The 24269-nt window shown below is 70.2% G+C and carries 24 protein-coding genes; 4 read left to right on the top strand and 20 right to left on the bottom strand.

Going from position 1 to position 24269, the window contains the following annotated elements; all coding sequences use genetic code 11:
* The 4 genes from ACFE8Y_RS13095 to purB form a co-directional block, all read right to left on the bottom strand.
* The coding region (locus ACFE8Y_RS13095) for an adenylosuccinate synthetase (protein ID WP_375464821.1) at positions 1-358 on the bottom strand (358 nt) is incomplete at its 3' end.
* Between the two features lie 180 nt (positions 359-538).
* Positions 539-856: a hypothetical protein gene (locus ACFE8Y_RS13100; protein WP_375464822.1), complete on the bottom strand. Its 318-nt coding sequence runs from the start codon at positions 854-856 to the stop codon at positions 539-541.
* A 72-nt stretch (positions 857-928) separates the two neighbouring features.
* Positions 929-1786, bottom strand: coding sequence for a D-amino-acid transaminase (locus tag ACFE8Y_RS13105; protein WP_375464823.1), 858 nt, complete (start codon positions 1784-1786; stop codon positions 929-931).
* Positions 1787-1861: 75 nt separating this feature from the next.
* The gene (gene purB / locus ACFE8Y_RS13110; RefSeq protein ID WP_375464824.1) at positions 1862-3169 is read right to left on the bottom strand and encodes an adenylosuccinate lyase; all 1308 of its coding nucleotides are present in this window, start codon (positions 3167-3169) and stop codon (positions 1862-1864) included.
* Between the two features lie 369 nt (positions 3170-3538).
* On the opposite strand from purB, the gene ACFE8Y_RS13115 reads away from it, so the two are divergent.
* Positions 3539-5686 (top strand): TonB-dependent receptor, encoded by a 2148-nt coding sequence (locus ACFE8Y_RS13115; RefSeq protein ID WP_375464825.1) that lies wholly within the window; start codon positions 3539-3541, stop codon positions 5684-5686.
* A 19-nt stretch (positions 5687-5705) separates the two neighbouring features.
* Here ACFE8Y_RS13115 and ACFE8Y_RS13120 read toward each other — a convergent pair whose 3' ends face one another.
* The 6 genes from ACFE8Y_RS13120 to ACFE8Y_RS13145 form a co-directional block, all read right to left on the bottom strand.
* A complete protein-coding gene (locus ACFE8Y_RS13120) occupies positions 5706-6452 on the bottom strand; it encodes an arginyltransferase (RefSeq protein ID WP_375464826.1) in 747 nt (248 codons plus the stop codon).
* Between the two features lie 417 nt (positions 6453-6869).
* Complete coding sequence (locus ACFE8Y_RS13125) at positions 6870-7187, bottom strand: hypothetical protein (protein WP_375464843.1); 318 nt, start codon at positions 7185-7187, stop codon at positions 6870-6872.
* Positions 7188-7271: 84 nt separating this feature from the next.
* Positions 7272-7745, bottom strand: a complete 474-nt coding sequence (locus ACFE8Y_RS13130; RefSeq protein WP_375464827.1) for an SRPBCC family protein — start codon at positions 7743-7745, stop codon at positions 7272-7274.
* A gap of 637 nt (positions 7746-8382) precedes the next feature.
* The gene (locus ACFE8Y_RS13135; RefSeq protein WP_375464828.1) at positions 8383-9012 is read right to left on the bottom strand and encodes a glutathione S-transferase family protein; all 630 of its coding nucleotides are present in this window, start codon (positions 9010-9012) and stop codon (positions 8383-8385) included.
* Between the two features lie 75 nt (positions 9013-9087).
* Entirely contained in the window at positions 9088-10716 is a 1629-nt protein-coding gene (gene actP / locus ACFE8Y_RS13140) for a cation/acetate symporter ActP (protein WP_375464829.1), read from the bottom strand.
* Between the two features lie 4 nt (positions 10717-10720).
* Positions 10721-10993 (bottom strand): DUF485 domain-containing protein, encoded by a 273-nt coding sequence (locus tag ACFE8Y_RS13145; RefSeq protein ID WP_375464830.1) that lies wholly within the window; start codon positions 10991-10993, stop codon positions 10721-10723.
* Between the two features lie 153 nt (positions 10994-11146).
* On the opposite strand from ACFE8Y_RS13145, the gene ACFE8Y_RS13150 reads away from it, so the two are divergent.
* Complete coding sequence (locus tag ACFE8Y_RS13150; protein WP_375464831.1) at positions 11147-12439, top strand: ArgE/DapE family deacylase; 1293 nt, start codon at positions 11147-11149, stop codon at positions 12437-12439.
* A 404-nt stretch (positions 12440-12843) separates the two neighbouring features.
* Here the strand turns inward: ACFE8Y_RS13150 and ACFE8Y_RS13155 are convergent, their stop codons facing one another.
* Positions 12844-14181 carry an aspartate aminotransferase family protein gene (locus tag ACFE8Y_RS13155; protein ID WP_375464832.1) on the bottom strand — a complete coding sequence of 446 codons (1338 nt, stop codon included), beginning with the start codon at positions 14179-14181 and terminating at the stop codon, positions 12844-12846.
* A 158-nt stretch (positions 14182-14339) separates the two neighbouring features.
* On the opposite strand from ACFE8Y_RS13155, the gene ACFE8Y_RS13160 reads away from it, so the two are divergent.
* Positions 14340-14888 (top strand): cupin domain-containing protein, encoded by a 549-nt coding sequence (locus tag ACFE8Y_RS13160; protein ID WP_375464833.1) that lies wholly within the window; start codon positions 14340-14342, stop codon positions 14886-14888.
* A 52-nt stretch (positions 14889-14940) separates the two neighbouring features.
* Here ACFE8Y_RS13160 and ACFE8Y_RS13165 read toward each other — a convergent pair whose 3' ends face one another.
* The 7 genes from ACFE8Y_RS13165 to ACFE8Y_RS13195 all read right to left on the bottom strand — a co-directional run bounded on the left by ACFE8Y_RS13165 (position 14941) and on the right by ACFE8Y_RS13195 (position 21278).
* Complete coding sequence (locus ACFE8Y_RS13165; RefSeq protein ID WP_375464834.1) at positions 14941-15153, bottom strand: plasmid stabilization protein; 213 nt, start codon at positions 15151-15153, stop codon at positions 14941-14943.
* 175 nt (positions 15154-15328) lie between these two features.
* A complete protein-coding gene (locus tag ACFE8Y_RS13170) occupies positions 15329-16213 on the bottom strand; it encodes an amidohydrolase family protein (protein WP_375464835.1) in 885 nt (294 codons plus the stop codon).
* 208 nt (positions 16214-16421) lie between these two features.
* Positions 16422-17729, bottom strand: coding sequence for an MFS transporter (locus tag ACFE8Y_RS13175; RefSeq protein ID WP_375464836.1), 1308 nt, complete (start codon positions 17727-17729; stop codon positions 16422-16424).
* A gap of 284 nt (positions 17730-18013) precedes the next feature.
* The gene (locus ACFE8Y_RS13180) at positions 18014-18337 is read right to left on the bottom strand and encodes a nitrile hydratase accessory protein (RefSeq protein WP_375464837.1); all 324 of its coding nucleotides are present in this window, start codon (positions 18335-18337) and stop codon (positions 18014-18016) included.
* Positions 18334-19002 carry a nitrile hydratase subunit beta gene (nthB, locus tag ACFE8Y_RS13185; protein WP_375464838.1) on the bottom strand — a complete coding sequence of 223 codons (669 nt, stop codon included), beginning with the start codon at positions 19000-19002 and terminating at the stop codon, positions 18334-18336. Before nthB ends, ACFE8Y_RS13180 begins: the two co-directional genes overlap by 4 nt.
* Positions 18999-19619, bottom strand: coding sequence for a nitrile hydratase subunit alpha (gene nthA / locus ACFE8Y_RS13190; protein WP_375464839.1), 621 nt, complete (start codon positions 19617-19619; stop codon positions 18999-19001). The genes nthB and nthA overlap by 4 nt, the downstream gene beginning before the upstream one ends.
* A gap of 372 nt (positions 19620-19991) precedes the next feature.
* Positions 19992-21278: a PQQ-dependent sugar dehydrogenase gene (locus ACFE8Y_RS13195; protein ID WP_375464840.1), complete on the bottom strand. Its 1287-nt coding sequence runs from the start codon at positions 21276-21278 to the stop codon at positions 19992-19994.
* Between the two features lie 291 nt (positions 21279-21569).
* Between ACFE8Y_RS13195 and trxA the strand changes: the two genes are divergently transcribed.
* Entirely contained in the window at positions 21570-21899 is a 330-nt protein-coding gene (gene trxA, locus ACFE8Y_RS13200) for a thioredoxin (RefSeq protein ID WP_375464841.1), read from the top strand.
* A 186-nt stretch (positions 21900-22085) separates the two neighbouring features.
* Here trxA and ACFE8Y_RS13205 read toward each other — a convergent pair whose 3' ends face one another.
* Both ACFE8Y_RS13205 and ACFE8Y_RS13210 read right to left on the bottom strand, forming a co-directional pair.
* Entirely contained in the window at positions 22086-22943 is an 858-nt protein-coding gene (locus ACFE8Y_RS13205) for an outer membrane protein (protein WP_375464844.1), read from the bottom strand.
* Positions 22944-23102: 159 nt separating this feature from the next.
* Positions 23103-24269 (bottom strand): bifunctional folylpolyglutamate synthase/dihydrofolate synthase (locus tag ACFE8Y_RS13210; RefSeq protein WP_375464842.1); only part of this gene is annotated, 1167 nt, incomplete at its 5' end.

The following is a 24269-nucleotide window of genomic DNA, read 5'->3' on the forward strand; positions in this document are numbered from 1 at the left end:
TCTCGCGAAAATGGTCGAGTTCGCGGTGCAGCGGCAGGATCAGCGTCGCGTTGTCAGCGATGCGCAGCGACTTCGGCGAGATCTCGACGCCCTGCGCCCGGATGCGCGCGATTTCGTCGACGAGGTGCCAGGGATCGACGACGACGCCGTTGCCGATCACCGAGAGCTTGCCGCCGCGCACGACGCCGGACGGCAGCAGGGCGAGCTTGTAGGTGACGCCGTCGATGACCAGGGTGTGACCGGCGTTGTGGCCGCCCTGGAAGCGCACGACGGTGTCGGCCTGCTCCGAGAGCCAGTCGACGATCTTGCCCTTGCCCTCATCGCCCCACTGGGCGCCTACGACGACGACGTTCGCCATGCCTGCCTACAGACCCGTAGCCCGTTCATGGGCGCCCGACGGTTCGCCGCGCGGAAAAACCCGTTGCCGTGAGGGTGTTTCCGCGATCCGGGCTGGGAAATCAAGCACAGCGCCCGCGCGGGCCGCGATGGGATGCGGTTCTGCCGGCGTCTCCGCCAGCGCGGTGTCCTACGTGGCGTCCTACTTGGCGTCCGTGTTCGGCTTGATCACCGGCATCGAGCCGGGATTCGGGTCGGGCGGCGTCTTCACGAGACCGGGCGCGTCGTCGTTGGGCGGCTTGATGACGCCGTCGCTCCTGCTCAGCTTGTCGCTGAGGCTGGAATCGGCCGGCGGCGCGTCGGCGCTCGGGCGCACGCGGTCCGGCGGCGTCTCGCTCTGGGGCGGCAGCACCGGGTCGGTGTCGCGACCTTTCAGCGGAACGTCGGGGTTCTGGGCCAGCGCCGCGGTGGCGATGACGCTCACCACGACGGCGGCGAGCCCTGTCAGGACCTTGGACAACGTGGCACCTCCCTTGTGTCGACTTGATCGGGAGGGGAACACCCGGCTTCGGGAAACCGTTCCTGCCGCCGCTCAGGCCGCCCGCGCCATGCCGATGTACAGGTCGCGCAGGCGCCGCGTCAGTGGCCCGGGCCGGCCCTCGCCGATCGTGCGTCCGTCGATGGCGATCACCGGCATCACGAAGGCCGAGGCGCTGGTGTAGAACGCCTCGGCCGCCGCGTGCGCCTCGGCGACGGAGAACAGGCGCTCCTCGACGCGCAAGGACGCCTCGTCCGCAAGCTGCAGCACCGCCGCGCGGGTGATGCCCGGCAGGAGCGCCGTCGAGAGCGGACGGGTGACGAGGCGCCCGTCCCGCGTCGCGATGAAGGCGGTGGACGACGAGCCCTCGGTGACCGCCCCGTCCTCGACCATCCAGGCCTCGGCGACGCCGGCCTCGGCCGCCGCCTGCTTGGCGAGCACCTGGGCCAAGAGCGCCACCGACTTGATGTCGCGCCGCTTCCAGCGCAGGTCCTCGACGGTGACGATCTTGGCCCCGGTCTCGGCGAGCGGGTTGGCGAGCACGGTCTTGGCTTGCGTGAACATCACCACCGTCGGCGGCGTGCCGCGGGCCGGGAAGGCGAAGTCGCGCTCGGCGACGCCGCGGGTCACCTGCATGTAGACGAGCCCCTCGGTGACGCCGTTGCGGGCGACGAGCTCGGTCTGCAAGCCCTCCCATTCGGCGGCCGCGTGCGGGTTGCGGATACCGATCTCGGACAGCGACCGGTCGAGGCGGGCAAGGTGCGCCGCGTTGTCGACGAGGCGTCCGTCGATCACCGCCGAGACCTCGTAGATCCCGTCGGCGAACAGGAAGCCGCGGTCCATCACCGGTACGCGGGCCTGATCGAAGGGCACGAACTCGCCGTTGAGGTAGACGATGCGGGATGACGCCACGGCGGATGCCTCGTGTTCTGGACGGCGGAGAAGGTTGGTCCGAAGCAGGATTCGTGCGGAGGCTCAGGCTTCGTCTCAGGCTTGGCCGAACACCCGCGCAAAGATCGTGTCGACGTGCTTGAAGTGGTAGCCGAGGTCGAAGCACGCCTCGATCTGCTCCGGCGCGAGAACCGCTGTGACGTCCGGGTCCGCCTTGAGAAGCTGCAAAAAATCGCCCTCGCCCCGCCAGACCGGCATCGCGTTGCGCTGGACCAGTCGATACGCGTCCTCGCGCGAGACTCCGCCTTGCGTCAGCGCCAGCAGCACGCGCTGCGAGTGAACGAGGCCGCCGAGCCGGTCGAGGTTCTTCTGCATGTTGGCCGGGTAGATCAGCAGCTTGTCGATCACGCCCGTCATCCGCGCGAGGGCGAAGTCGAGGGTGATGGTCGCGTCCGGGCCGATCATCCGCTCCACCGAGGAGTGCGAGATGTCGCGCTCGTGCCAGAGCGCCACGTTCTCCATCGCCGGCAGCGCGTAGGACCGCACCATCCGCGCCAATCCGGTGATGTTCTCGGTGAGCACCGGGTTGCGCTTGTGCGGCATAGCCGACGAGCCCTTCTGCCCCTCCGAGAAGAACTCCTCCGCCTCCAGCACTTCCGTCCGCTGGAGGTGGCGCACCTCGATCGAGAGCCGCTCCAGCGACGAGGCGATCACCGCGAGCGTGGCGAAGAACATCGCGTGCCGGTCGCGGGGGATCACCTGCGTCGAGACCGGCTCGGGGCTCAGTCCCATTTCTTTCGCGACGTAGGCCTCCACCCGCGGGTCGATGTTGGCGAACGTACCGACCGCGCCGGAGATCGCGCACGTGGCGACTTCCTCGCGGGCGAGGATCAGCCGCGCGCGCGCGCGGAAAAACTCGGCGTGGGCCTGGGCGAGCTTGAGGCCGAAGGTGACGGGCTCGGCGTGGATGCCGTGCGAGCGGCCGATGGTGGGGGTCCACTTGTGCTCGTGCGCCCGGCGCTCGAGCGCTTCGAGCAGCGCGTCGAGGTCCGCGATCAGGATGTCGGCGGCGCGGACCAACTGCACGTTGAGGCAGGTGTCGAGCACGTCCGACGAGGTCATGCCCTGGTGGACGAAGCGGGCCTCCGGCCCGACGATCTCGGAGAGGTGCGTGAGGAACGCGATGACGTCGTGCTTGGTCACCGCCTCGATCGCGTCGATGCGGGCTACGTCGAACACCGCGTCGCGGCCCTTCTCCCAGATCGTGTCCGCAGCCTCTTCGGGCACGACGCCGATCCGGCTGAGCGCGGTCGTGGCGTGCGCCTCGATCTCGAACCAGATCCGGAAGCGGGTCTCGGGCGACCAGATCGCCGTCATCGCGGGGCGGCTGTAGCGGGAGATCATCGGCGTCTCATTTGGGAACCGGCCAATCTGCGAACTGGCCAGGCCGCGCGCCTAGCACGACGGCCATGGCGGCTCAACGCGAGCCGGTGGCGGCCTTCTGCCCGCCGTTGTATTTCGGCTACAGGCCGTCACAACCGAGAAACAATCTGGAACGAATCCAGGTCGACGGAAGCAGGTTTTTCGTAAAGGGCCGTCTCATCTTAGGCATGAGATTACACACGTTCTTAGAATGCATCGAAAACATAGTCTTTCGGCGTTCCGGTACAGCTCTTGTGCCGTCCCGAGTGACGCGCAAAGCCGAACCGTCATGGGCGCCGAGACCGGCGCCGCGCGACGCTCGAAGAAAGATTCGGTTCGGAGTTCGTCGTCATGAAAAAAGGACCCTCGCCGCGCCTGCTCGCGGCGCTGCTCGGCACGTCGTTCCTGACGCAGGCGGCCGACGCGCAGACCCTGCGCGATGCGCCGGCGCCGGCGCGCGGCGAGGCGGCGGTGATGCTGGACCAGCTCAGCGTCGAGGGCCTGAACGGCGACACCGTCGGCTACCTGACCAAGCGCACCCGCAGCGCGACGAAGACCGACACGGCGCTGATCGACACGCCGCAATCGATCACCATCGTGACGCGCGAGCAGGTCCTCGACCAGAACTTCCAGAACCTCACCGAGCAGTTGCGCTACGTCCCCGGTCTCATCCCGGCGCAGGGCGAGAACAACCGCGACCAGCTCATCATCCGCGGCCAGAGCACCAGCGCGGACTTCTACGTCAACGGCGTCCGCGACGACGTGCAGTACTACCGCGACCTGTACAATATCCAGCGGATCGAGGTCCTGAAGGGCCCCGATTCCCTGATCTTCGGGCGCGGCGGCGGCGGCGGCGTGGTCAACCGCGTGCTCAAGGAGGCCGATGGGTATCGCGTCCGCGAGATCGTGGCGGGCGGCGGCCAGTTCGGCGACAAGCGCGTCGCGGTCGATGTCGGCGACCGGATCAGCGACAGCGTGTTCTTCCGCCTCAACGGCGTTGCCGAGGATTCGGGCACCTACCGCCAGTTCGGCGACCTGACGCGCTACGGCGTCAACCCGACGATGACCTTCCTGATCGACCCGCAGACGACGCTCAAGCTCTCCTACGAGTACTTCCACGACGACCGCTTCCCCGACCGCGGCATCCCCTCGCAGTTCGGCCGGCCCTACCGCTACCGGGACAACATCCGCACCTTCTTCGGCAACCCGGACGTCAACTTCACCAAGGTCGATGCCAACATCGCCACAGCGACCTTGGAGCATCGCTTCGAGTCCGGCGTCGAGCTGCGCAGCCAGTTGCGCTTTGCCGACTACGAGCGGTACTACATCAACACGCTGCCCGGCGGCGCCGTCAACAACGCCGGCACGGCGGTGTCGATCACCGGCTACCGCAACGAGACTGACCGGCGCAACTACTTCAGCCAGAACGACTTCACCTACAAGTTTCTCACCGGGGACATCAAGCACACTCTGCTGGCCGGGTTCGAGCTCGGCTACCAGGAGGGCGTGGTCTTCCGCCAGTCGGCCTTCTTCAACAACCTCGTCACCAGCGTCACGGTCAACCCGCTCGCGCCAATCACCCGGACGCCGATCACCTTCCGCAACAACGGCGGCTCGGACGCCAACGCGCGCTACGACCTCGGCCTCGCCGCGGTCTACGCGCAGGACCAGATCGACGTCACCGACTGGCTGCAGGTCGTCGGCGGCCTGCGCTACGACCACTTCGACTTCGCCTCCACCGACCAGCGCACGCGGGTGACCAACGCCCGCATCGATGACCCGATCTCGCCGCGGGCCGGCCTCGTGCTGAAGCCGCTGGCGAACCTCGCCGTCTACGGCAGCTACAGCGTGTCCTACCTGCCCTCCTCCGGCGACCAGATCGGCAACTTCACCCAAGGGCTCGTCATCGCCCAGCCCGAGAAGTTCGAGAACACCGAGGTCGGCGTGAAGGTTGACGTTTCGCCGAGCTTCCAGCTCACCGGCGCGATCTACAACCTCGACCGCTTCAACCAGCGGCTCGCCGACCCGAACAACCCCGGCTTCTTCATCCTGTCGGGCAGGACCAGCACGCAGGGGCTGGAGATCGGCGCCAACGGGTACGTCACCGACTGGTGGCAGATCGCGGGCGGCTACGCGCTCACCGATGCGCGGATCGCCAGCGCCACGTCGCCGACCATCGTCTCCGGCAACACCGTCGGCCTCGTGCCGATCAACGCCTTCACCCTTTGGAACAAGTTCGCGGTGACGCGGGACTTCTCGGTTGGCATCGGCGTGCTGAACTACACGCACACCTTCGCGTCCTCCGACGACACGGTGCGGCTGCCCGGCTACACCCGCTTCGACCTGGGGCTGTTCTACCAAGTGAACGAGTTCGTCCGCGCCCAGGTGAACATCGAGAACCTGTTCGACCGGCGCTACATCGCGACCGCCGACAACAACAACAACATCTCCCCGGGCGCGCCCCGCACGATCCGCGCGCAGATCATCGCGCGGTTCTGAGCGACAAGGGGGGGCGGGCCTACTCCGCCCGCACCCACCCCTGCATCATCAGCCGCTCCTGGGGCAGGAAGCGGGCCTTGTAGTCCATCTTGCGCGAGCCCTCGACCCAGTATCCGAGGTAGAGGTAGGGCAGCCCGAGCGCCTGGGCGCGGCGGATGTGGTCGAGGATCATGAAGGTGCCCAAGCTGCGGTGCGCCTCGTCGGGGTCGTAGAACGAGTAGACCATCGACAGTCCGTCGGAGAGCACGTCGGTGAGGCAGAGCGCGACCAAGCCGCCGGTGCCGCGGCCGTGGATCGCCGTGTCGGGGCCGCGGCGGCGATAGGCGACGAGGTGGGTGTCGACGTGGCTGTCCTCGATCATCATCGCGTAGTCGAGGACCGTCATGTCGACCATGCCGCCGTCGCCGTGGCGGGCGTCGAGGTAGCGGCGGAACAGGGCGTACTGCTCGGAGGCCGGATGGTTGGGCTCCGGCGTGCCGACGAGGTCGGCGTTGCGGGTGAGGATGCGCCGCTGGCTGCCGCTGGCGGCGAAGTCGGCCACCACCACGCGGACGGAGATGCAGGCGCGGCAGGTCTCGCAGGCCGGCCGGTAGGCGATGGTCTGCGAGCGGCGGAAGCCCCCCTGCGTCAGGATCTCGTTGAGGTCGCGGGCGCGGCGACCGACGAGGTGCGTGAACACCTTCCGCTCCTCCTGGCCCGGCAGGTAGGGGCAGGAGGACGGCGCCGTCAGGTAGAATTGCGGTGTATCGCGCGGGTGGCTCGTCACGCTTCAGGCTGCCTTCGGGCCACCGGTATCCACCGTGCCGCCGCGGACAGTGTAATGCCGCCGCGGCCCCGCTCAATGGGCCACGGCCGCTCCGCGGACGACAATTTCGGGTTCCTCCGCACTTTCGATGCTGCGGGGGCGCCGAGACGGGGATCTCCTGGCCGGCGATCTCGGCCGGCGCTCTCGGCTCAGGCGGCCTGCCGGACGGGCTGGCAGGTCGAACGTGGCTCGGCCGTCCGGAACGGGCGGCAGCGCCGGGGTCGCGATCAGCATCGCCCTGCCCTCGGCCACGGCGCGGCGCAGCGCCCAGGTCAGCCCTCAGTACCGAACGTGCGGATGAACCGGGAAAGGCCGCACGTCTCGGCCCGTCTCACGCCTTGACCCGACCGTGAGGGGCTCTGGTGAAATCGACCGATCCTACGGATAGCCGTAGCGGCTCTTGGCGGCGGCCAGCAGGCTGAGCGCCTCGCCGTCGCGGCCGGCCGCGCAGGCGGCGGAGGCGCGGGCGAGGTCCGCGCTGAAGCGGTCGCCGACCGGCTTGTTGAGGTTGCCGGTCGCCACGTCGCTGTCGACCACCGCCTGCGTCCGGCCGATCGCCGGGCCGCAGCCCGCGCCCTGCGGCAGGACGAGGGGTGCGGGCGCCAGCGCCGCGACCGACGGCGCGGCGGCCTTCTGCTGGCAACCCGCGAGCAGGGTCGCGGCAAGGAGGGTGGCGAGACGGATCGTCGGCACGATGGCTTTCCCTGACACGGCGCAGCTTGGCGCCGGCAGGATTTTTGAGCCCCGGACGCCGGAGGGTCAATCGCCGCCGGCGCGCGCCTACTTCGCCTTGTCGGCGATGGCCTTCAGGCCGGATTCGTAGATGCCGCTGATCGCGTCCTGCGCGACCGTGTCAGGAGCGCCCTTCGCGCTGAAGCTGCCGGTCCAGCTCACCTTCGAGCCGGAGCCCTCGGGCGCGACCGAGATCGTCGACTTGTAATCGGCGACGGGCAGCGGCCCCTGCAGGATCGTGTAGGTGTAGCGCATCACCTTGTCGTCGCGGGACACCTGCTCCTCAACGAGCGTGCCGCCGCCCTTGAGCGAGAGGGTGCGGACCTTCATGCCGTCCTTCTCGGAGGGCGCACACGTCTCGACCGCCGGGTGCCAGTCGCCGATCCCGCAGAAATCGCCGATGGTCTGCCAGACCTTGGCCGGCGCGGCGGCGATGTCGATCGACTTCTGCACGTCGATGGCGTGACCCGGCACCGTGCCGACGACGAGCAGGAGGGCAGGCAGGGCGAGGGTCCGGACCATGGCGTTACGTCTCCGACGGATTGCTGCGCACGTCGGAGGCCGCTCCGGCGCCGGCCCTCTCGGGGGCAGGCACGAGCTAGGCCTCGCGCACAGCCGTGGCAATGGCGAGCCTCATGATGCGGACGCGTGGTCGCAGCGGCGATCGAACACTAACGGGTCGGACGGCATCGGGGTGGTGGGGACGAAGCGCCTCCCTCTCTCGAACAGGAGCTACGGCATCCGCGCGTCTCGCCGCGGGATCGTAGGAGGCACGGGTCCCATCTCTCGAGCGGGCTCGCGGATTCACAGATCTTGCGAGGACGGTTCTGCGTGGATCGCGCGCGGCACCGCCTAGCCCTCTCTCCCAGGGGGAGAGGGCTGGGGTGAGGGGCGTGCCCTATCCGGATCGTTCTCATCCCTCACCCTGTCCCTCTCCCGAACGGGAGAGGGGACCCGCGCTCCTTCCAGATCGCGCGGAGCGATGTGTGCATCCGCAAGCCCGCACGGGAGAGAGGGCCGGACGGCGCCGCTCGCGAACGTCTTTCAAGCTCCGTCACGCGATCCGTGCATCCGCCAAGCGAACGGGAGAAATCACGGCGTGCGGTCCGGAATTTCTTCGATGCCGCGTCCGATGGCGCCTGCCCGATCCGCACCCTGCTCACACCACGCGGTCGGTGATGGCCTGCGCGTAGGGCACCGACGCCCGGAACGACGGGCGTCGCTCGAGGCGGTCGCTGAGGGCGGCGAGGTTCGGGTGGCGTGTCCGCCAAGGCAGCTCCGAAAACCGGACCGCGAGGTAGCCGACCACGGTGCCGGCCGCGATGTCGCCGAGGCCGAAACGGTCACCCACGGCGAAGTCGCGCTCGCCGACGAGGCGGGCGATCTCGGCCAAGCCGCCGTCGATCTTGCGGCGCTGGCGCGCGAGCCACGCCGCGCTCGGGTCCCCACGCTGGCGCTCGAAGAAGGTCAGCACCATCGCGTCGCAGACGCCGTCGCACAGAACCTCCAGCTTGCGCGCGGCGAGGATGCCGTCGACGTCATCGGGCAGCAGGGGCATCTCCGGATGCTTCAGGTCGAGCCATTGCAGGATGTAGCTTGATTCGTAGACGCTGCCGCCGTCCGGCAGCAGCAGCACGGGCAGCTTCTCCAGAGGGTTGTGCCGCGGCAGCGTGGTGGTGGAATCCCACGGCACCTCCGTCAGCAGCTCGAACGGCAAGCCCTTCTCGGAAAGCGCGATGCGGACCTTGCGGGCGTAGGGGCTCGGGGTGGCGCTGATGAGCCGATACATGCTTTGGGGTTCCACACGTTTGACGGGGGCGCTCGCCGCGCCCTTCGCGACTGCGGCGGTACCATCCCAAAACATCTACTCGGCGGCCTGCGGGCTCAGCGTCCCGGCCTGCCGGTCGAAGCGCTCCCGGTCGGACGAGCCTTGCGCGCTCCGGTCGAGGTGCGAGACCGCCCAGCAGGTGGCGAACGCCAGCGGCAGGGTGACCAGCGTCGGCGGATCGATGGGGAACAGCGGCGCGGCGTAGCCCAGCACCTTCACCCAGACCGCAGGCCCGAGCACGGTGAGGCCGAGCGCGCTCGCCAGCCCGACGACGCCGCCCGCCACCGCGCCGGTCGTGGTCAGCCCGCGCCAGTAGAGCGCGAGCAGCAGGATCGGGAAGGTCGAGGAGCAGGCAATGGCAAACGCCAAGCTCACCATGTAGGCGACGTTCTGCCCCTTGAAGGCGATGCCGAGCCCGATCGCCACGAGGCCGAGCACCAGGGTGGCGATGCGCGAGATCCGCACCTCGCTGCCCTCGCTCGCCTGCCCGCGCCGGATCACGCTGGCGTAGAGATCGTGGCTGACGGCCGAGGCGCCGGCGAGCGTCAGCCCGGCCACCACCGCGAGAATGGTGGCGAACGCCACCGCCGAGATGAAGCCCATCAGCGCGTCGCCGCCCACCGCGTGGCTGAGATGAATCGCGGCCATGTTGCCGCCGCCGCGAAGGGCGCCGGCCGCATCGACGTAGGCCGGGTTGCCGGCCGTCAGCGCCAGCGCCCCGAAGCCGAGGATGAAGGTGAGCGCGAAGAAATAGTTCATGAAGGTCGCGGCCCAGAACACCGAGACGCGGGCGGCGCGGGCATTCGGCACCGTGAAGAACCGCATCAGGATGTGCGGCAGGCCGGCGGTGCCGAGCATCAGCGCGAGGCCGAGCGACAGCGCCGAGAGCGGGTCCTTGGCGGGGAACTGAGGCGCGAGGATCGCCGCGCCCTTCGGGTGGACGGACGCGGCCTTCGCCAGCAGCGCCCCGAAGTCGAACCGGAAGGCCACCATCACGAGGAGCGCGATCAGGGTGCCGCCGACGAGCAGCAGCCCGGCCTTGACGATCTGCACCCAGGTGGTGGCCACCATGCCGCCGAACATCACGTAGCAGATCATCAGCACGCCGACGACGAACTCGGCGTAGAGGTAGTCAAGCCCGAACAGGAGCTGGATGAGCTGCCCCGCGCCGACCATCTGCGCGATGAGGTAGAACGCGACCACCACCAGCGAGGCGCAGGCGGAGAAGATCCGGATCGGGCGCTCGGAGAGGCGGGTGCAGACCACGTCGGTGAAGGTGTAGCGCCCGAGCCGGCGCAGGCGCTCGGCGAGCAGAAACACCACGATCGGCATGCCGGTGGTGTAGCCGACCGCGTAGATCAGCCCGTCGAACCCGCTCGCGAAGACGAGGCCGGTGATGCCGAGGAAGGCGCCCGCCGACATGAAGTCGCCGGCGATCGCCAGCCCGTTCTGGAAACCGGTGATGCGCCCGCCCGCGGCGTAGAAGTCGTCGGCCGACTTGGTGCGCTTGGCCGCCCACCACGTGATCCACAGCGTCAGCGCCACGAAGGCGACGAACAGCCCGATCGCCGTGAGGTTGAGGGTGGAGGCCGGCTCGCCCGCGGCGAGCGCCGGGCCGGCGGCGAGGCTTAGGGCGAGGGCGACGAGCGCCGGACGGTGCGGCATCGCCTCAGGCCCCCTTGCCGCGGGTCTCGGCGCGGTTGGCGGCGAGCACGTAGAGGCCGGTGAGCCCGACGCCGAGGCCGATCACGCCGAGGCCGTAGGCGAACGCCCAGGTCACCGTGCCGCCGGCGTGGACCGGCTGCGCCAGCAGCGCCGGCGCGAACGCACCGAGCCCGATGAAGCCGAAATAGGCGAGGACGAGGATCGCGGTCAGCCCCGCACCGAGCCTGACGGATTCCAGGGGGGCGCCCTGCGGCGGCTTCGGGATCGGTGTTGCCACGCCAAGGCTCCGGCTCGATGATGGCTTGCGGATCGCCCGACGAAAAAAGCATTTTGCGTACCATTGCTCGGCGGTCCAGAACCTCGTTCCGCCTGTGCGACTGCGCGTCGCCGGGTGACGTGCCCGCCGTCCGGGCTCACACAGGATTCCCGCATGACCCTGCCCCCCGCCCTCGCCGCGCGCATCGCGGCTTCCGTCGCCGAGGGTTTTGCCGACCAGGTCGCCCACACCCAGGCGCTGGTGCGTTTCGGCTCGACCCGGGGGGCCGAGCACGCGATCCAAGACTTCGTGTTCCGCAGTTTTCGCGCCCGCGGCTACGCGATGGAGCGCTTCGCGATGGATCACGCGCAGATCGCCGCCCATCCCGGCGGCTCGAAGATCGCGGACGGCCATTCCGAGGCGCCGATCGTGGTGGGCATCCACCGGCCGCGGGCCGAGACCGGGCGCTCGCTGATCCTCCAGGCCCACGTCGACGTGGTGCCGGCGGGCCCCCTCGACCTGTGGACGCACCCGCCCTTCGATCCGGTGATCGCGGGCGACTGGCTCTACGGGCGGGGCGCGGCCGACATGAAGGCGGGGCACGCGGCCAACCTTTTCGCGATGGATGCGCTAAGGCGGATTGGCCTCCAGCCGGCGGCGACCGTGACGATCCAGTCGGTGGTCGAGGAGGAGTCCACCGGCAACGGCGCGCTGATGACCCACCTGCGCGGCTACCGGGCCGACGCGGTGCTGATCCCCGAGCCCGAGGACGAGAAGCTGGTGCGCGCCAACACCGGCGTGCTGTGGTTCACCGTCGAGGTGCGCGGGACACCGGTGCATGTCCGCGAGATGGGGGCCGGTGCGAATGCCATCGACGCGACCTACCGGGTGATCGGAGCGCTGCGTGACCTCGAAGCGCGCTGGAACGCGGACAAGGCCGGGCGCCCGCACTTCGAGGGCGAGGCGCACCCGATCAACCTCAACGTCGGCCGGATCGAGGGCGGCGACTGGGCCTCGTCGGTGCCGGCGTGGTGCCGGATCGGCTGCCGCATCGCGCTCTATCCGGGGATCAGCGCGGCCGAGGCCGCCGCCGAGATCGAGGCGGCGGTCGCCGCCTTCGCGCGCAACGACCCGTTCCTCTCCAACACCCCGCCGCGGGTCGCCTTCGACGGCTTCTTCGCGGAGGGCTACGTGTTGGAGGCGGGTTCGGAGGCGGAGGCCGTGCTCGGACGGGCGCACGCCCGGGCAACCGGCTTGGAGCTCCGGAGCTTCATGACCGCGGGCTACCTCGATACGCGGGTGCACGCCCTCTACGACCGGGTGCCGGCGCTCTGCTACGGCCCGATTAGCCACAACATCCACGGCTTCGACGAACGGGTGAGCCTGAGTTCGATCGAGCGCATCACCACGGCGATGGCCCTGTTCATCGCCGAGTGGTGCGGGACGGAGGCCGTGTCGGAGGGGTGAGGTCGCGCATCGGTTTATCTTCCGACAAGCAGTCGCGAGGCGCGATCTCCCTCCCCCCTCTGCGGGCTTGCGGCTTCACACATCCCGGCGCTTGACGCGTCGTCGGCTGCGCATCCCCTCACCCCGCAAGCGGGGAGAGGGCCGCGACGACCCCGTCGTCGTCGTGGGCCAAGGCGGCAGCCGAGGCTGAGGGGGCGACACCGGATGCGCCTCGTCCGGGACCGCCCCCTCACCGTCGCTTCGGCTTCGCCTCTCGCTTCCCGGCCGCACGACGGGGTGCAGCCGGTCCTCTCCCCGCAGGCGGGGCGAGGGGATTCGCGCTTCATCCGATCGCGTCGAGAGATGGGTGCATCTTGCCAGCCTCTGCGGGGGAGGGAGAGGCGGGTCGATCGGACTCGCGGGCGTCACGCCGCCCGGTCGATCGCGTCGCCTAAAATTCCGGCGATCTCGCCGATCTGGCCGCGCTCCAGGATCAGCGGCGGCGAGAGGGCGATGATGTCGCCGGTGATCCGCACCAGCAGGCCGCGCGCGAAGCAGTCGACGAACACGTCGTAGGCGCGCTTGCCGGCGGCATCCGGGCGCGGCTCCAGCTCGATCCCGGCGATGAGCCCGATCGTGCGGATGTCGGCGACGCGGGCGCGGCCGCGGAGATCGTGCATGGCGGAGGCCCAGTCCTCGGCCAGATCCGCGGCGCGGGTGAGCAGGCCCTCGTCGCGGTAGATGTCGAGGGTGGCGAGCCCCGCCGCGCAGCCGACCGGGTGACCGGAATAGGTGTAGCCGTGGAACAGCTCGATCCCGTCCGGGCCGTTCATCAGGGCATCGTGGACGTGGCGGGCGGAAAACACCGCGCCCATCGGGATCGTGCCGTTGGTGAGCCCCTTGGCGGTGCAGACGAGGTCGGGCACGACGCCGAAGAAGTCGGTGGCGAAGGGGGCGCCCAGCCGCCCGAACCCGCTGATGACCTCGTCGAAGATCAGCAGGATGCCGTGCGCGTCGCAGATCGCGCGGAGCCGCTCGAGGTAGCCCTTCGGCGGCACCAGCACCCCGGTGGAGCCGGCCACCGGCTCGACGATGCAGGCGGCGATGGTCTCGGCGCCGTGCAGCGCCACGAGGCGATCGAGGTCGTCGGCGAGTTCCATCCCGTGCTCGGGCTGGCCCTTGACGAAGGCGTTGCGGGCCGGATCGTGGGTGTGGCGCAGGTGATCGGTGCCGGGCAGCGTCGGAAACACCCGGCGGTTCGAGACGATGCCGCCCACCGAGATGCCGCCGAAGCCGACGCCGTGGTAGCCGCGCTCGCGCCCGATCAGCCGCGTGCGGGTGCCCTGGCCGATCGCCCGCTGGTAGGCCAGGGCGATCTTGAGGGCGGTGTCGACCGACTCGGAGCCCGAGCCGGTGAAGAACACCCGGTCGAGCTTGGCGCCTGCCGGGCCCGGTGCAACCTCGGCGAGCCGTTCCGCGAATTCGAAGGCGATGGGGTGGCCCATCTGGAAGGTCGGGGCGAAGTCGAGGTTGGCGAGTTGGCGCTCGACCGCTGCGGCGATCCCGCGGCGGCCGTGGCCGGCGTTGCAGCACCACAGCCCCGCCGTCCCGTCGATCACCTGCCGCCCGTCGTCGGTGGTGTAGTGCATGCCGCTCGCCGCCACGAACATCCGCGGTGCCGCCTTGAACTGGCGGTTGGCGGTGAACGGCATCCAGAAGGCGTCCATCGCCTGTGCGTTCTTGCGGGCGTGCAGATCGGACATGCGGGACTCCTCGGCGGGTTTGCGGTGTGTGAGCACAGGGGAGACCCTTTCGCCGTTCGCAACAAGCCGTTTTCTGGCAAAGTCCAAGCCATTGAGAAATCACGGTGCCCGTGCGAACCGTTGCGAGATCCGCAACACCTGCAACGGAGTCTGCCCGCATGAGCGTCGATGTCGGAGAGCGCCTGCGGTTCGTGCGCACCCGGCACGGGTTGTCGCAGCGGGTGCTGGCCAAGCGCACGGGGGTGACGAACTCGACGATCTCGCTCATCGAGGCCAACCGGGTGAACCCGTCCGTCGGCGCCCTGAAGCGCATCCTCGACGGCATCCCGATCGGTCTGGCCGAGTTCTTCGCCCTCGCGCCGGAGCCGGAGCGCAAGGCGTTCTACGCGGCGGACGAACTCGTCGAGATCGGCAAGGGCCCGATCTCGTACCGGCAGGTCGGGCAGACCCTGTTCGGGCGCAGCCTGCAACTCCTGAGGGAGCGCTACGAGCCCGGCGCCGATACCGGCCGCGTCGCCCTGAGCCACGACGGCGAGGAGGGCGGCATCGTGCTCAGCGGGCGCCTGGAGGTGAGCGTGGACGATGCGCGCCGCATCCTCGGTCCCGGCGACGCCTACCTGTTCGAGAGCCGCCGCCCGCACCGCTTCCGCTGCGTCGGCCCGAGCCCCTGCGAGGTCGTCAGCGCCTGCACGCCGCCGACGTTCTGACACCGGCGCCGGCCCGGCTTCAGCCCGCCGCCCACGGATCGACGAGGACGATTCACACCGCGAGGTCGGGGGGCTGTCGGCTCGGCCCGCGCGGGATATCCGGCAGGTCGACGCCGAAGGCGGCGAACCGCGCGTGGATCGCTCGGCCGAGGTCGCGCGGTCGCGGGTCCTCGGTCGAGAGGGCCGAGCGCAGGATGTCGCGCGCCGCATCCTCCATCGACCGGCCGTGCAGGGCGGCGCGGATGCGAAGGCGCGCCTCGATCATCGTCGATGTCGCGAGTCGTCATCACGGCCATGGGGCGAACTCGTCAGTCGATGACTGCATGGTCGGATTCGACGAGAAATTCTGCAGATCTGACGGGGCGTTGTCCCCGAACGGCTTGGCCGTCATCGTATGAGGTTCCGCTGCGCCGCACGGACATCCACGTTCGGAGCCGGGCTCATCCGAAGCCGTAGAGCACGCGCGGGTTGTCGACGAAGAGCCTTCGGCGCCGCGCCTCGTCCGGCACCCAGTCCGCCATCAGGTCGAGGAGCGTGGCGAGCTTCGGCGGGCCGTCCCAGGCCGCGACGTGGGGCCAGTCCGAGCCCCAGAGGCAGCGCTCGGGCGCGGCGTCGTTCAGCGCGCGGGCGAAGGGGATGGTGTCGGCGTAAGGGGCGCCTGCGACCGAATTCCGGAAGGCGCCCGAGAGCTTCACCCAGGCACCGTCGCGGACGAGGCTGACGAGGGTGGAAAAGCCCGGATCGGCGAGCCCGGCCGAGGCCGGCATGTGGCCCATGTGGTCGACGACGAAGGGCACCGGCAGCCGCGACAGGCGGGAGGCCAGCGGCGGCAGGCTGCGCGCGTCGAGGAGGAACTGGAGGTGCCAGCCCATGTCGCGGGCGAGATCGCCGTAGGCTTCGACGGACTCGAAATCGACGCCGCCGCCGAACAGCACGTTGAGCCGCAGGCCGACGACGCCGGCACCCTTCATCGCGACGAGTTCGCGTTCGGGCAGGCCCAGCGGGATCACGGCGATGCCGCGCAGGCGCTCGCGATAGGCGGACAGCGTCTCCAGCATCAACCGGTTGTCGGTGCCGTGGACGCTGACCTGCACCAGCACGCCGTGCGCCATGCCGGTCGCATCCAGCATCGCGAGGTAGCGCTCGGCGGCCGCTTCCGGCGGGGTGTAGCTGCGGTTCTCCACCAGCGGATAGGCCGGCGGCAACCCGATGACGTGGGCGTGGGTGTCGACGGCGCCTGCCGGCACGGCGTAGCGCGTCGGGCCGGAGATCTGCGGGTCGGGGGCGGGGCAGTCGCGGATCGTGAGCCTGCCGTCGGTCGTCATGGGCTTCGTCTCTCCCGGCCGGTCACCGACCGCGCACCATCCCTCTCCCGCCTGCGGGACAGGGATGGTGCGCGAGCTAAGTCGGGTGAGGGGAGCGACGAGTCCGGATACGGCGCTAACCCTCGCTCACGCGAGGGCCACCCCCCCGCAGAGGGGGGAGGGCTGCGCACCGACTTGGATTCTTCGGTGACGCGGGACACCTCAAATCCTACCCGTCGGCGTGGAGCACCTTGCCCCGCGTCTCGGGGAGCGCGAAGGCGGCCACGAAGAACATCCCGTAGGCGCCGGCGGCGAAGATCGCGATGGCCGAGGCGAGGCCGACGCTGTTGGCCAGGTAGCCGACGAGCGCGGGGAACAGCGCGCCCAGCCCCCGGCCGAAATTGTAGCAGAAGCCCTGGCCCGAGCCGCGCAGCCGCGTCGGGTAGAGTTCGGTCAGGAACGCACCCATCCCCGAGAAGTAGCCGGAGGCGAAGAAGCCGAGCGGGAAGCCCAGCACCCACAGCACCGCGTTCGACAACGGGATCTGGGTGTAGGCGAGGATCACCGCGATGGCGCCGAGCGAGAAGATCAGGAACAGCGGGCGCCGGCCGAGCCGGTCGGCGAGCCACGCCCCGACGAGGTAGCCGGCGAACGACCCGACGATCAGCGCCGCGAGGTAGCCGGTCGAGGAGACGATCGACAGGCCGCGCTCGGTGGTGAGGAAGCGCGGGAGCCACGTGGTGATTGCGTAGTAGCCGCCCTGGCAGCCTGCTGCGGCCAGCGACGCCAGGATCGTGGTGCGCAGGAGCGGGCCGGAGAAGATCTCCCAGAGCCTCGGCTGCTCGCCGGCGGCCCTCGCCCTGGCGCGGGTCTCGGCGGCGACCTGCGGCTCCTCGACGTAGCGGCGCAGGTAGAACACCAAGAGGGCGGGGGCTGCGCCGATCACGAACATCCAGCGCCACGCGCTCTCGGGCGGGAGCGCCGAGAACAGCACCGCCTGAGCCAGCACCGCCATGCCCCAGCCCACCGCCCAGCCGGACTGCACCGAGCCGACGGCGCGCCCGCGATACTGCGCCCGGATGGTCTCGCCCATCAGCACGGCGCCGGCCGCCCACTCGCCGCCGAAGCCGAGGCCCAAGAGCGCGCGGGCGACGAGCAACTGCTCGAAGTTCTGCACGAAGGCGCAGACCAGCGAGAACACCGAGAACCAGAGGATCGTGATCTGGAGCGTCAGCACCCGGCCGATGCGGTCGGCCACGAACCCGGCAAGCCACCCGCCGAGGGCGGAGGCGAGCAGCGTCACGGTGGCGGCGAGCCCCGCGGTGCCCGAATCAACCCGCCACAGGTTGATGATCGTGCCGATCACCAGCGGGTAGATCATGAAGTCCATGCCGTCGAGCGCCCAGCCGCCGGCGCAGGCCCAGAACGTGCGCCGCTCGGTGACGGTCATGCTCCGATAGAACGCGCCGAGGCTCGCGTCCTCGATCGGCACCACGTCGACGGACTCAGCGACCTCGGGCCCTGCTGCCGAACTCATGAGCATTCTCCCTCGGATTTTTCGCGACCATGGCGCGGGTCGGCCCACCGGTACAAGGCGCGACGCGGCGGAAACCGAACACAGCTCGCGGCTTCTTCACTCCGTGGACGGCTTCGATGCTGCGCTTCGCCGCCTTCGCCGGGCCGCGGCGGGGCCGCGTGATGGCATGAGGGAAGATCAGCGGTACGGCCTTCTCCGAACATCGTCCGGACGAGGCGCGGGTCCCCTCTCCCGCCCGGGAGAGGAGGCAGGATCGCGCGGCACCCGGGATGATCACCGCCTCGTCACGCGTCGTGCAGCGGGTCGTTCTCCAGCAGGATCGGCGCGCCGTGCGGCGTCGCCCGAGCCGCGCGAAGGTAGGCGTCGCGGCGGGCGGTAAGCGCCGCGGCGTCGGTCACCCCGCGGGCCGCCAGGAGCGCCTCCAGGGCGCCGAGCCAGCTCGCGTAATCGGCGGCCGCCTCGGGGCCGCCGGCCGGACGGATCGTCGCCCCCAGCGTCTCGGCCCACTCGCCCCAGGTGAACAGGCCGGATTCCCGCAGCGCCACCACGAGGGCGAAGACCTGCGCCTCCCAGGGCGCGGCGAAGGGACCGGCCTCGGGCAGGCTCACGCCGCGGCCGTTGGCAGGACGTAGCGCTCGAAGGCGGCGACGGTGACGCGGCCGTTCGGGTCGGCCTCCTCGCCCCAGAGCTCAGGTGCCGCAAATCCCACCGTGTAGAGCCAGTCCGGGTTCTCGCCCCGGCCATGGGCGTTGGTGTCGGGCAGGACGAAGGCGCCGTGCACCGCCTCGATCCGGCCGCGTCGTCCGCGGACGTAGCGCGGCAGGCGGGTGTGGCCGGAGGGGTGGATGTTGCGCATCGTCACCGCCGCGCCGACGGAGAAGCGCGCCGGCGCCGGGGCCGGCCGGTCGCTCGGGAAGCCGGCGCGGAAGCGCGGCGCCAGGATGTCGGCGGTCAGCACCCGCGCGATGGGGACGGCCGGCAGGTCAGGCGTGCCGCGCGCCACTTCTTCCGGCTGCGCCAAGCCGAGGTCGGCGAGCTGGCCCTCGAGCGCCCTCAGCCAGATCATGTAGTAGCTCGCGCGGAGGTACTCGCCCGGCGGCAGCGATTCGCGGGCGGCGCGGCTGCCGTCGAGCGTCCAGGCACCGGTGAAGCCCATCGCCATGGCGAGCGCGAACACGCGCTTCTCCCAATCGGCGTGGAAGACCGGCTCGTCCGGCTCGGGCGCGATCGCGCCGAAGCCGTGCATGCCGCCGAGGTCCTGGCCGCCATTCACGGCCGGGCTCGGGCCAAGCCGGTGCCGATCATCGCGTCGCGGGTGACGAGGCTCGCGAGCGCGGCCTCGTCGAGCCCGTCCGTGCCCGCGGGCCGCATCGGCAGGACCATGTAGCGGAGCTCGGCGGTGGAATCCCACACGGTGATCCGCGTCGTCCCGGGCAGGATGAGGCCGAACTCGGCGAGCACCCCGCGCGGGTCGATCACGGCGCGTGCCCGGTAGGGCGGCGCCTTGTACCAGACGGGGGGCAGGCCGAGCACTGGCCACGGGTAGCAGGAGCACAGGGTGCAGACGACGAGGTTGTGCGCCTCGGGCGTGTTCTCGACCACGACCATGTGCTCGCCGCCGCGCCCGCCGATGTCGAGCTCGGCGATTGCCGCGGTGGCGTCCGCGAGCAGACGCGCACGGTAGGCCGGATCGATCCAGGCGCGGGCGACCACCCGGGCGCCGTTGTGCGGGCCGACCCGCGTCTCGTACATCTCGACGAGCGCGTCCAGCGCCGCCGGCTCGACGTAGCCCTTCTGCACCAGGATCGATTCCAGCGCCCGCACCCGCGCCTCGATCGGCGAGAGCTCGCCGTGCGCGTGGTCATGCTCATGGTGGTGTTCGTGCGCCATCAAGGCTTCCGCGGATGTGGCAGAGGACGGGCGAGAGTGGCCCGCACGCCTTTGGCTGTCCAGCGCCGGTGATGCCTGGAGGCCGCCCGACCAGCGCGAGACACCGGCTCAGAACGTCTTCGTCTCTCGCGGCCGCCGCAAGAAGCCGAAGGACAGGCCGATGCCGGAGCGGACCCGGCGCGACGATCCCAAGCCGCGATCCCAAGCCGCGATCAGGCGAGGCCGAGCCGCCACAACCGGCCCGCCCAGGCGGCTTCCCGCTTTCACCCGCATCAGGCCGCGGCTCAGCCGGTCACTCGACCCCTCCAGCATCAGGCCGGCGCGCAGTCACGGGACCGAACCTCGATGAGCCCGGCTCACCGAGGTTCGGCATCAGCCTTCGCGGGCCTTGGGCGTCAGCTTCAGGATGCGACCGTCCGGGCCGTCGGTCACGGCGTAGACCGCGCCGTCCGGACCGACGCGCACGTCGCGGATGCGGGCGTCGAGCGGTACGCGCTCCTCGGTGACGACCGTGTCGCCGTCGCGTCGCAGCACCACGATCCCGCCGCTGACGAGGCCGCCGACCAGGAAGGCGTCCTTCCAGGCCGGGAACAGGCCGCCGGTGTAGAGCGCCATGCCGCAGGGGCCGATGACCGGGTCCCAGTAGTAGACCGGCTGCACCGTGCCGGGCGCCTGGGTGAGGCCCGCGCCGAGCTTGGCCCCGGAATACTCGATGCCGTAGCTGGCGACCGGCCAGCCGTAGTTCAGGCCGGGCCGCGGCCGGTTCAGCTCGTCGCCGCCGCGCGGGCCGTGCTCCACGGTCCAGAGCCGTCCCTGCCCGTCGAGGGCGGCCGCCTGCACGTTGCGGTGGCCGTAGGACCAGATCTCGGGCCTCGCCTTGTCGCTGCCGAAGAAGGGGTTGTCCTTCGGCGCGTTGCCGTCGGCGTCGATGCGGAACACCTTGCCCAGCCCGCTGCCGAGGTCCTGCGCCTGGACGCGCGTCACCGCGTCGGAGCGCTCGCCGACGGTCACGTAGAGCGTGCCGTCGGCGTTGGGCACGAGGCGCGAGCCGAAGTGCTTGTCGCCGGCATAGGTCGGCACTTGGCGGAAGATGACCTTCACCGCCTCCAGCCTGCCGCCGCCCCTGCCGTCCTCCGCGAGCTTGGCCCTGGCGACCGTCGTGCCGTTGCCCCCCTCGCGCGGCTCCGCGTAGCTGACGTAGAGCGTCCGGTCGGCGGCGAAGTCCGGGCTCAGCGCGATGTCGAGGAGCCCCCCCTGCCCGCGGGCATCGACCTTCGGGACGCCCGCGACCGCCGGACCCGGGGTTCCGTCCCGGGCGACGATCCGGATCGTGCCGGCCTTCTCCGTGACGATCATCCGGCCGTCGGGCAGGAACTCCATCGCCCACGGGCTCGCCAAACCCGTCACCATTGTCGCGACGTCGACCCTGGCGGCCTCCGCGGGCCTGGGCGCCCGGGTCTGGTTCGGCAGCAGCGGCGCGTAGGTCGTGTTCGGCGGCGCGGTCTCCGCCGGGCTGCCCGCGCCCGGAGCGGACGGCGCGGCGAACGCGCCGCCCTCGATGCGGGACGGGCGCGGCTCGGCCCCCGCCCAGGCCCGTGCGGCCGGACCGGATGCCAGCGCCGCCGCGGCGGCGAGAACGAGGGTTTTGATGCGCGTCACCTGTGATCCTCCTGGGAAGCGACCAGCGCGGATAGGCGCGCTCTGCCGGTTGCGCCGGTCTTCGGGAGCGTTCGGTGCAGATGGAGCAGGGCGGGCGGCAATGCGAGCGCCGTCCCGGCCCGCGCGGGCTTTCGACCGTCGCCGAGGCGGCGCGGCATGATGGGCGCGGGACACCGCCATGCGGCCGGGCGGGTTCGCCTTGACCGCGCGGGGCCCGGCCGCCACTTCTAAGACATCGATCGGGCAAAGCCTGCGGCAGGCAGCCGTGCGATCTTTCGAAAGGGACGCGTGATGGCGACGGTGAAAGTGACCGACGCGAGCTTCGAGCAGGACGTTCTCAAGTCCGTAGAGCCCGTGGTCGTGGATTTCTGGGCGGAGTGGTGCGGCCCCTGCCGGCAGATCGGCCCGGCGCTCGAGGAGATCGCCACGGACATGCAGGGCCGGGTGAAGATCGCCAAGGTCAACGTCGACGAGAACCCCGGCATCGCCTCGCAGTACGGCATCCGCTCGATCCCGACGCTGCTGCTGTTCAAGAACGGCGAGCGGGTCGACCAGAAGGTCGGCGCGGCGCCCAAGGGCGATCTCGCCCGCTGGATCAGCGCGCAGACCGCCAGCGCCTGATGGTTTTCCATAGAGGAAGCTCGCCTCCGTGGCGGAGGCGAGCTTCCTTCTTACAGCGCTTGGCGAAGGCTCTCATCAGGCGAGGACCCAAGAAGAAAGCCCGGCCGTGAGGCCGGGCTTTCTCCGTTTCGAGACCCGATCGTGCCGGACCCGGGCTCTGAGCGGCCCGTGGTCCGGAAGCGCGGCCTAGTAGGAGCCGAACTTGTAGTTCAGGCCGGCGCGGACGACGGCGAACTCGGTTTCGCGGGCGCCACCGGCAATGTAGACGAGGTTCTGTGCTCCAGAGTAAATGCCGCCAACAGTATTTCGACTGCGATCGAGGCTGACATACAGACCTTCGACCTTCAGCGTAACTGCAGAGGATCGGAAGAAGTTCAGGAATGAGTCGGTCGGAAGCGCGTACTCGACGCCCCCGCCGGCGGCGTAGCCGGTCCGGAACTCGTCTCTGCTGCCGAGGCCGATCGAGGAAAAGTTCTGGTCCTGCTCGCCAGAGCCGTAGGCAAAACCGCCGGTTCCATAGAACAGGACGCGGTCGAAGGCGTAGCCGATGCGGCCGCGAACGGTGCCGAAGTAGTCGAGGCCGTTGCCGCGGGTCACAATGCCTGCTCGCGGCGGAACCGCAAACGCGAAGCCTCCATTGCCCGTATAGGTGAAGTTCTGGGTTCCAATGGCACGGCGACCGGTATCAAGGTACTGAGCATCGGCCTCGACACCGATCACGACGCCGCTGCCCGGAGTGAACTGATAGTTGTAGCCGATCTGCGCGCCGCCGCTGAAGCCGTCCGACTGGCCCTGGTTGGTCGTGGCGATGAGCACGTTGGTGTCCGGCGAACCGACCACGGAGCCGGCCGGCAGGCCGTAGACCTTCCGGTCTTCGCCGGCGTCGAACGCGTAGCCCGCGTTGATACCGAAGTAGAAGCCGGTCCAGGTGAAGACCGGAACCGGCGTGAACACCGGCGGCGGCGCGCGGCGCGGAAGGTCCGCTGCGGACGCAGCGGCGGTCAGCGCCGTGAACGCTGCCAACGATGCGAGTAGCTTTTTCATGTCGATGATCCCCATCCCAATGCCCGATCCTTCGGCACGATAGGTGATTTCCGACGGTCAAGATGTAGCGCATCGGCAACAGGCCGGTCGCGTCTGAGTTGTCGGTCTCGCGTTGTGCAGCATTGCGCGTCGTCGGATGCGCAGGACCCCGTTCTGAAGTCAGGTTGGCGGCGTGCCGTTGGCGGTCAGGACCGCGCCCGCGAGGTAGAGCGAGCCGCAGATCAGGATGCGCGGCGGCTGCTCGAAGGCGATGTCGGCGACCGTGGCGAGGGCCGCCTCGATGCTCGGGGCGACCCGCGCGTTCAGCCCCACCTGGGCTGCGATTCCCGCCACCTCCTCGGCCGGGCGCGCCGCCATCTGCCCGGCGATCGGCACGGCGATCAGGGCGCGGGCCAGCCCGACGAAGTGGCGCAGGAACCCTTCCGCATCCTTGGTGCCGAGCAGGCCGACGATGAGCACCAGCGGCACATCGCTGCGCTCGCCGAGATCGGCCAGCGCCGTGGCGAGGATGCGGCCGCCGTCGATGTTGTGGCCGCCGTCGAGCCAGAGTTCGGCGCCGGCCGGGACGAGGGCGGCGAGCCGCCCGCGCCCGAGCCGCTGCATCCGACCCGGCCAGTCGACGTTGCGCAGGCCGGCCTCGACCGCAGCGATCCCGATGTCGCCGAAGCCTGCCGCGCGGAGCGCCGCGATGGCGGTGCCCGCGTTGGTGAACTGATGGCGCCCGATCAGCCGCGGCCTGGGCAGGTCGAACAGGTCGACCTCGTCCTGGTAGACGAGGCGCCCGCTGTCCTCGTGCACGGAAAAATCCTGGTTGCCGACGAGGACGGGGGTCGCGCCGACCGCCTCGGCGCGGCGGCACAGCACGGCATCCGCCTCGGCATAGTCCTGCGCCGCGATCACCGCCGGGCAGCCGCGCTTGAAGATGCCGGCCTTCTCGATCGCTACCGATTCGACGGTGTCGCCGAGGTACTCCGCGTGGTCGCGCCCGATCGGCGTGACCACCGCCGCCGCGGGCCTGTCGATCACATTGGTGGCGTCGACCCGGCCGCCCAAGCCCACCTCCAGCAGCAGTACGTCGGCCGGCCCCTCGGAGAACAGCAGCAGGGCTGCGGCCGTGGTGATCTCGAACACCGTGATCGGATCGCCGGCGTTGGCCGCCTCGCACCGGGCCAAGGCCTCGGCCAAGCGGTCCTCGGGCACGTAGTGGCCGCCGCCGATGCCACCGATGCGGATACGCTCGTGGAAGCGCACCAAGTGGGGCGAGGTGTAGACGTGCGCGGCCAAGCCGCCTGCCTCCAGGATCGCCCGCATGAAGGCGATGGTCGA

Origin of the sequence: uncultured Methylobacterium sp., from assembly GCF_964242245.1 — a bacterium.
Classification (GTDB): Bacteria; Pseudomonadota; Alphaproteobacteria; order Rhizobiales; family Beijerinckiaceae; genus Methylobacterium.

What these genes read in the sequence shown, in the direction of transcription:
- ACFE8Y_RS13130 (WP_375464827.1), bottom strand. Translation starts at nt 7,745, where the DNA reads ATGGTCCGGACCCTCGCCCTGCCTGCCCTCCTGCTCGTCGTCGGCACG.
- ACFE8Y_RS13155 (WP_375464832.1), bottom strand. Translation starts at nt 14,181, where the DNA reads ATGTCCGATCTGCACGCCCGCAAGAACGCACAGGCGATGGACGCCTTC.
- trxA (WP_375464841.1), top strand. Translation starts at nt 21,570, where the DNA reads ATGGCGACGGTGAAAGTGACCGACGCGAGCTTCGAGCAGGACGTTCTC.
- ACFE8Y_RS13165 (WP_375464834.1), bottom strand. Translation starts at nt 15,153, where the DNA reads ATGATCGAGGCGCGCCTTCGCATCCGCGCCGCCCTGCACGGCCGGTCG.
- actP (WP_375464829.1), bottom strand. Translation starts at nt 10,716, where the DNA reads ATGCCGCACCGTCCGGCGCTCGTCGCCCTCGCCCTAAGCCTCGCCGCC.
- ACFE8Y_RS13170 (WP_375464835.1), bottom strand. Translation starts at nt 16,213, where the DNA reads ATGACGACCGACGGCAGGCTCACGATCCGCGACTGCCCCGCCCCCGAC.
- ACFE8Y_RS13175 (WP_375464836.1), bottom strand. Translation starts at nt 17,729, where the DNA reads ATGAGTTCGGCAGCAGGGCCCGAGGTCGCTGAGTCCGTCGACGTGGTG.
- ACFE8Y_RS13135 (WP_375464828.1), bottom strand. Translation starts at nt 9,012, where the DNA reads ATGTATCGGCTCATCAGCGCCACCCCGAGCCCCTACGCCCGCAAGGTC.
- ACFE8Y_RS13160 (WP_375464833.1), top strand. Translation starts at nt 14,340, where the DNA reads ATGAGCGTCGATGTCGGAGAGCGCCTGCGGTTCGTGCGCACCCGGCAC.
- ACFE8Y_RS13150 (WP_375464831.1), top strand. Translation starts at nt 11,147, where the DNA reads ATGACCCTGCCCCCCGCCCTCGCCGCGCGCATCGCGGCTTCCGTCGCC.
- nthA (WP_375464839.1), bottom strand. Translation starts at nt 19,619, where the DNA reads ATGGCGCACGAACACCACCATGAGCATGACCACGCGCACGGCGAGCTC.
- ACFE8Y_RS13205 (WP_375464844.1), bottom strand. Translation starts at nt 22,943, where the DNA reads ATGAAAAAGCTACTCGCATCGTTGGCAGCGTTCACGGCGCTGACCGCC.
- purB (WP_375464824.1), bottom strand. Translation starts at nt 3,169, where the DNA reads ATGATCTCCCGCTACAGCCGCCCCGCGATGACGGCGATCTGGTCGCCC.
- ACFE8Y_RS13115 (WP_375464825.1), top strand. Translation starts at nt 3,539, where the DNA reads ATGAAAAAAGGACCCTCGCCGCGCCTGCTCGCGGCGCTGCTCGGCACG.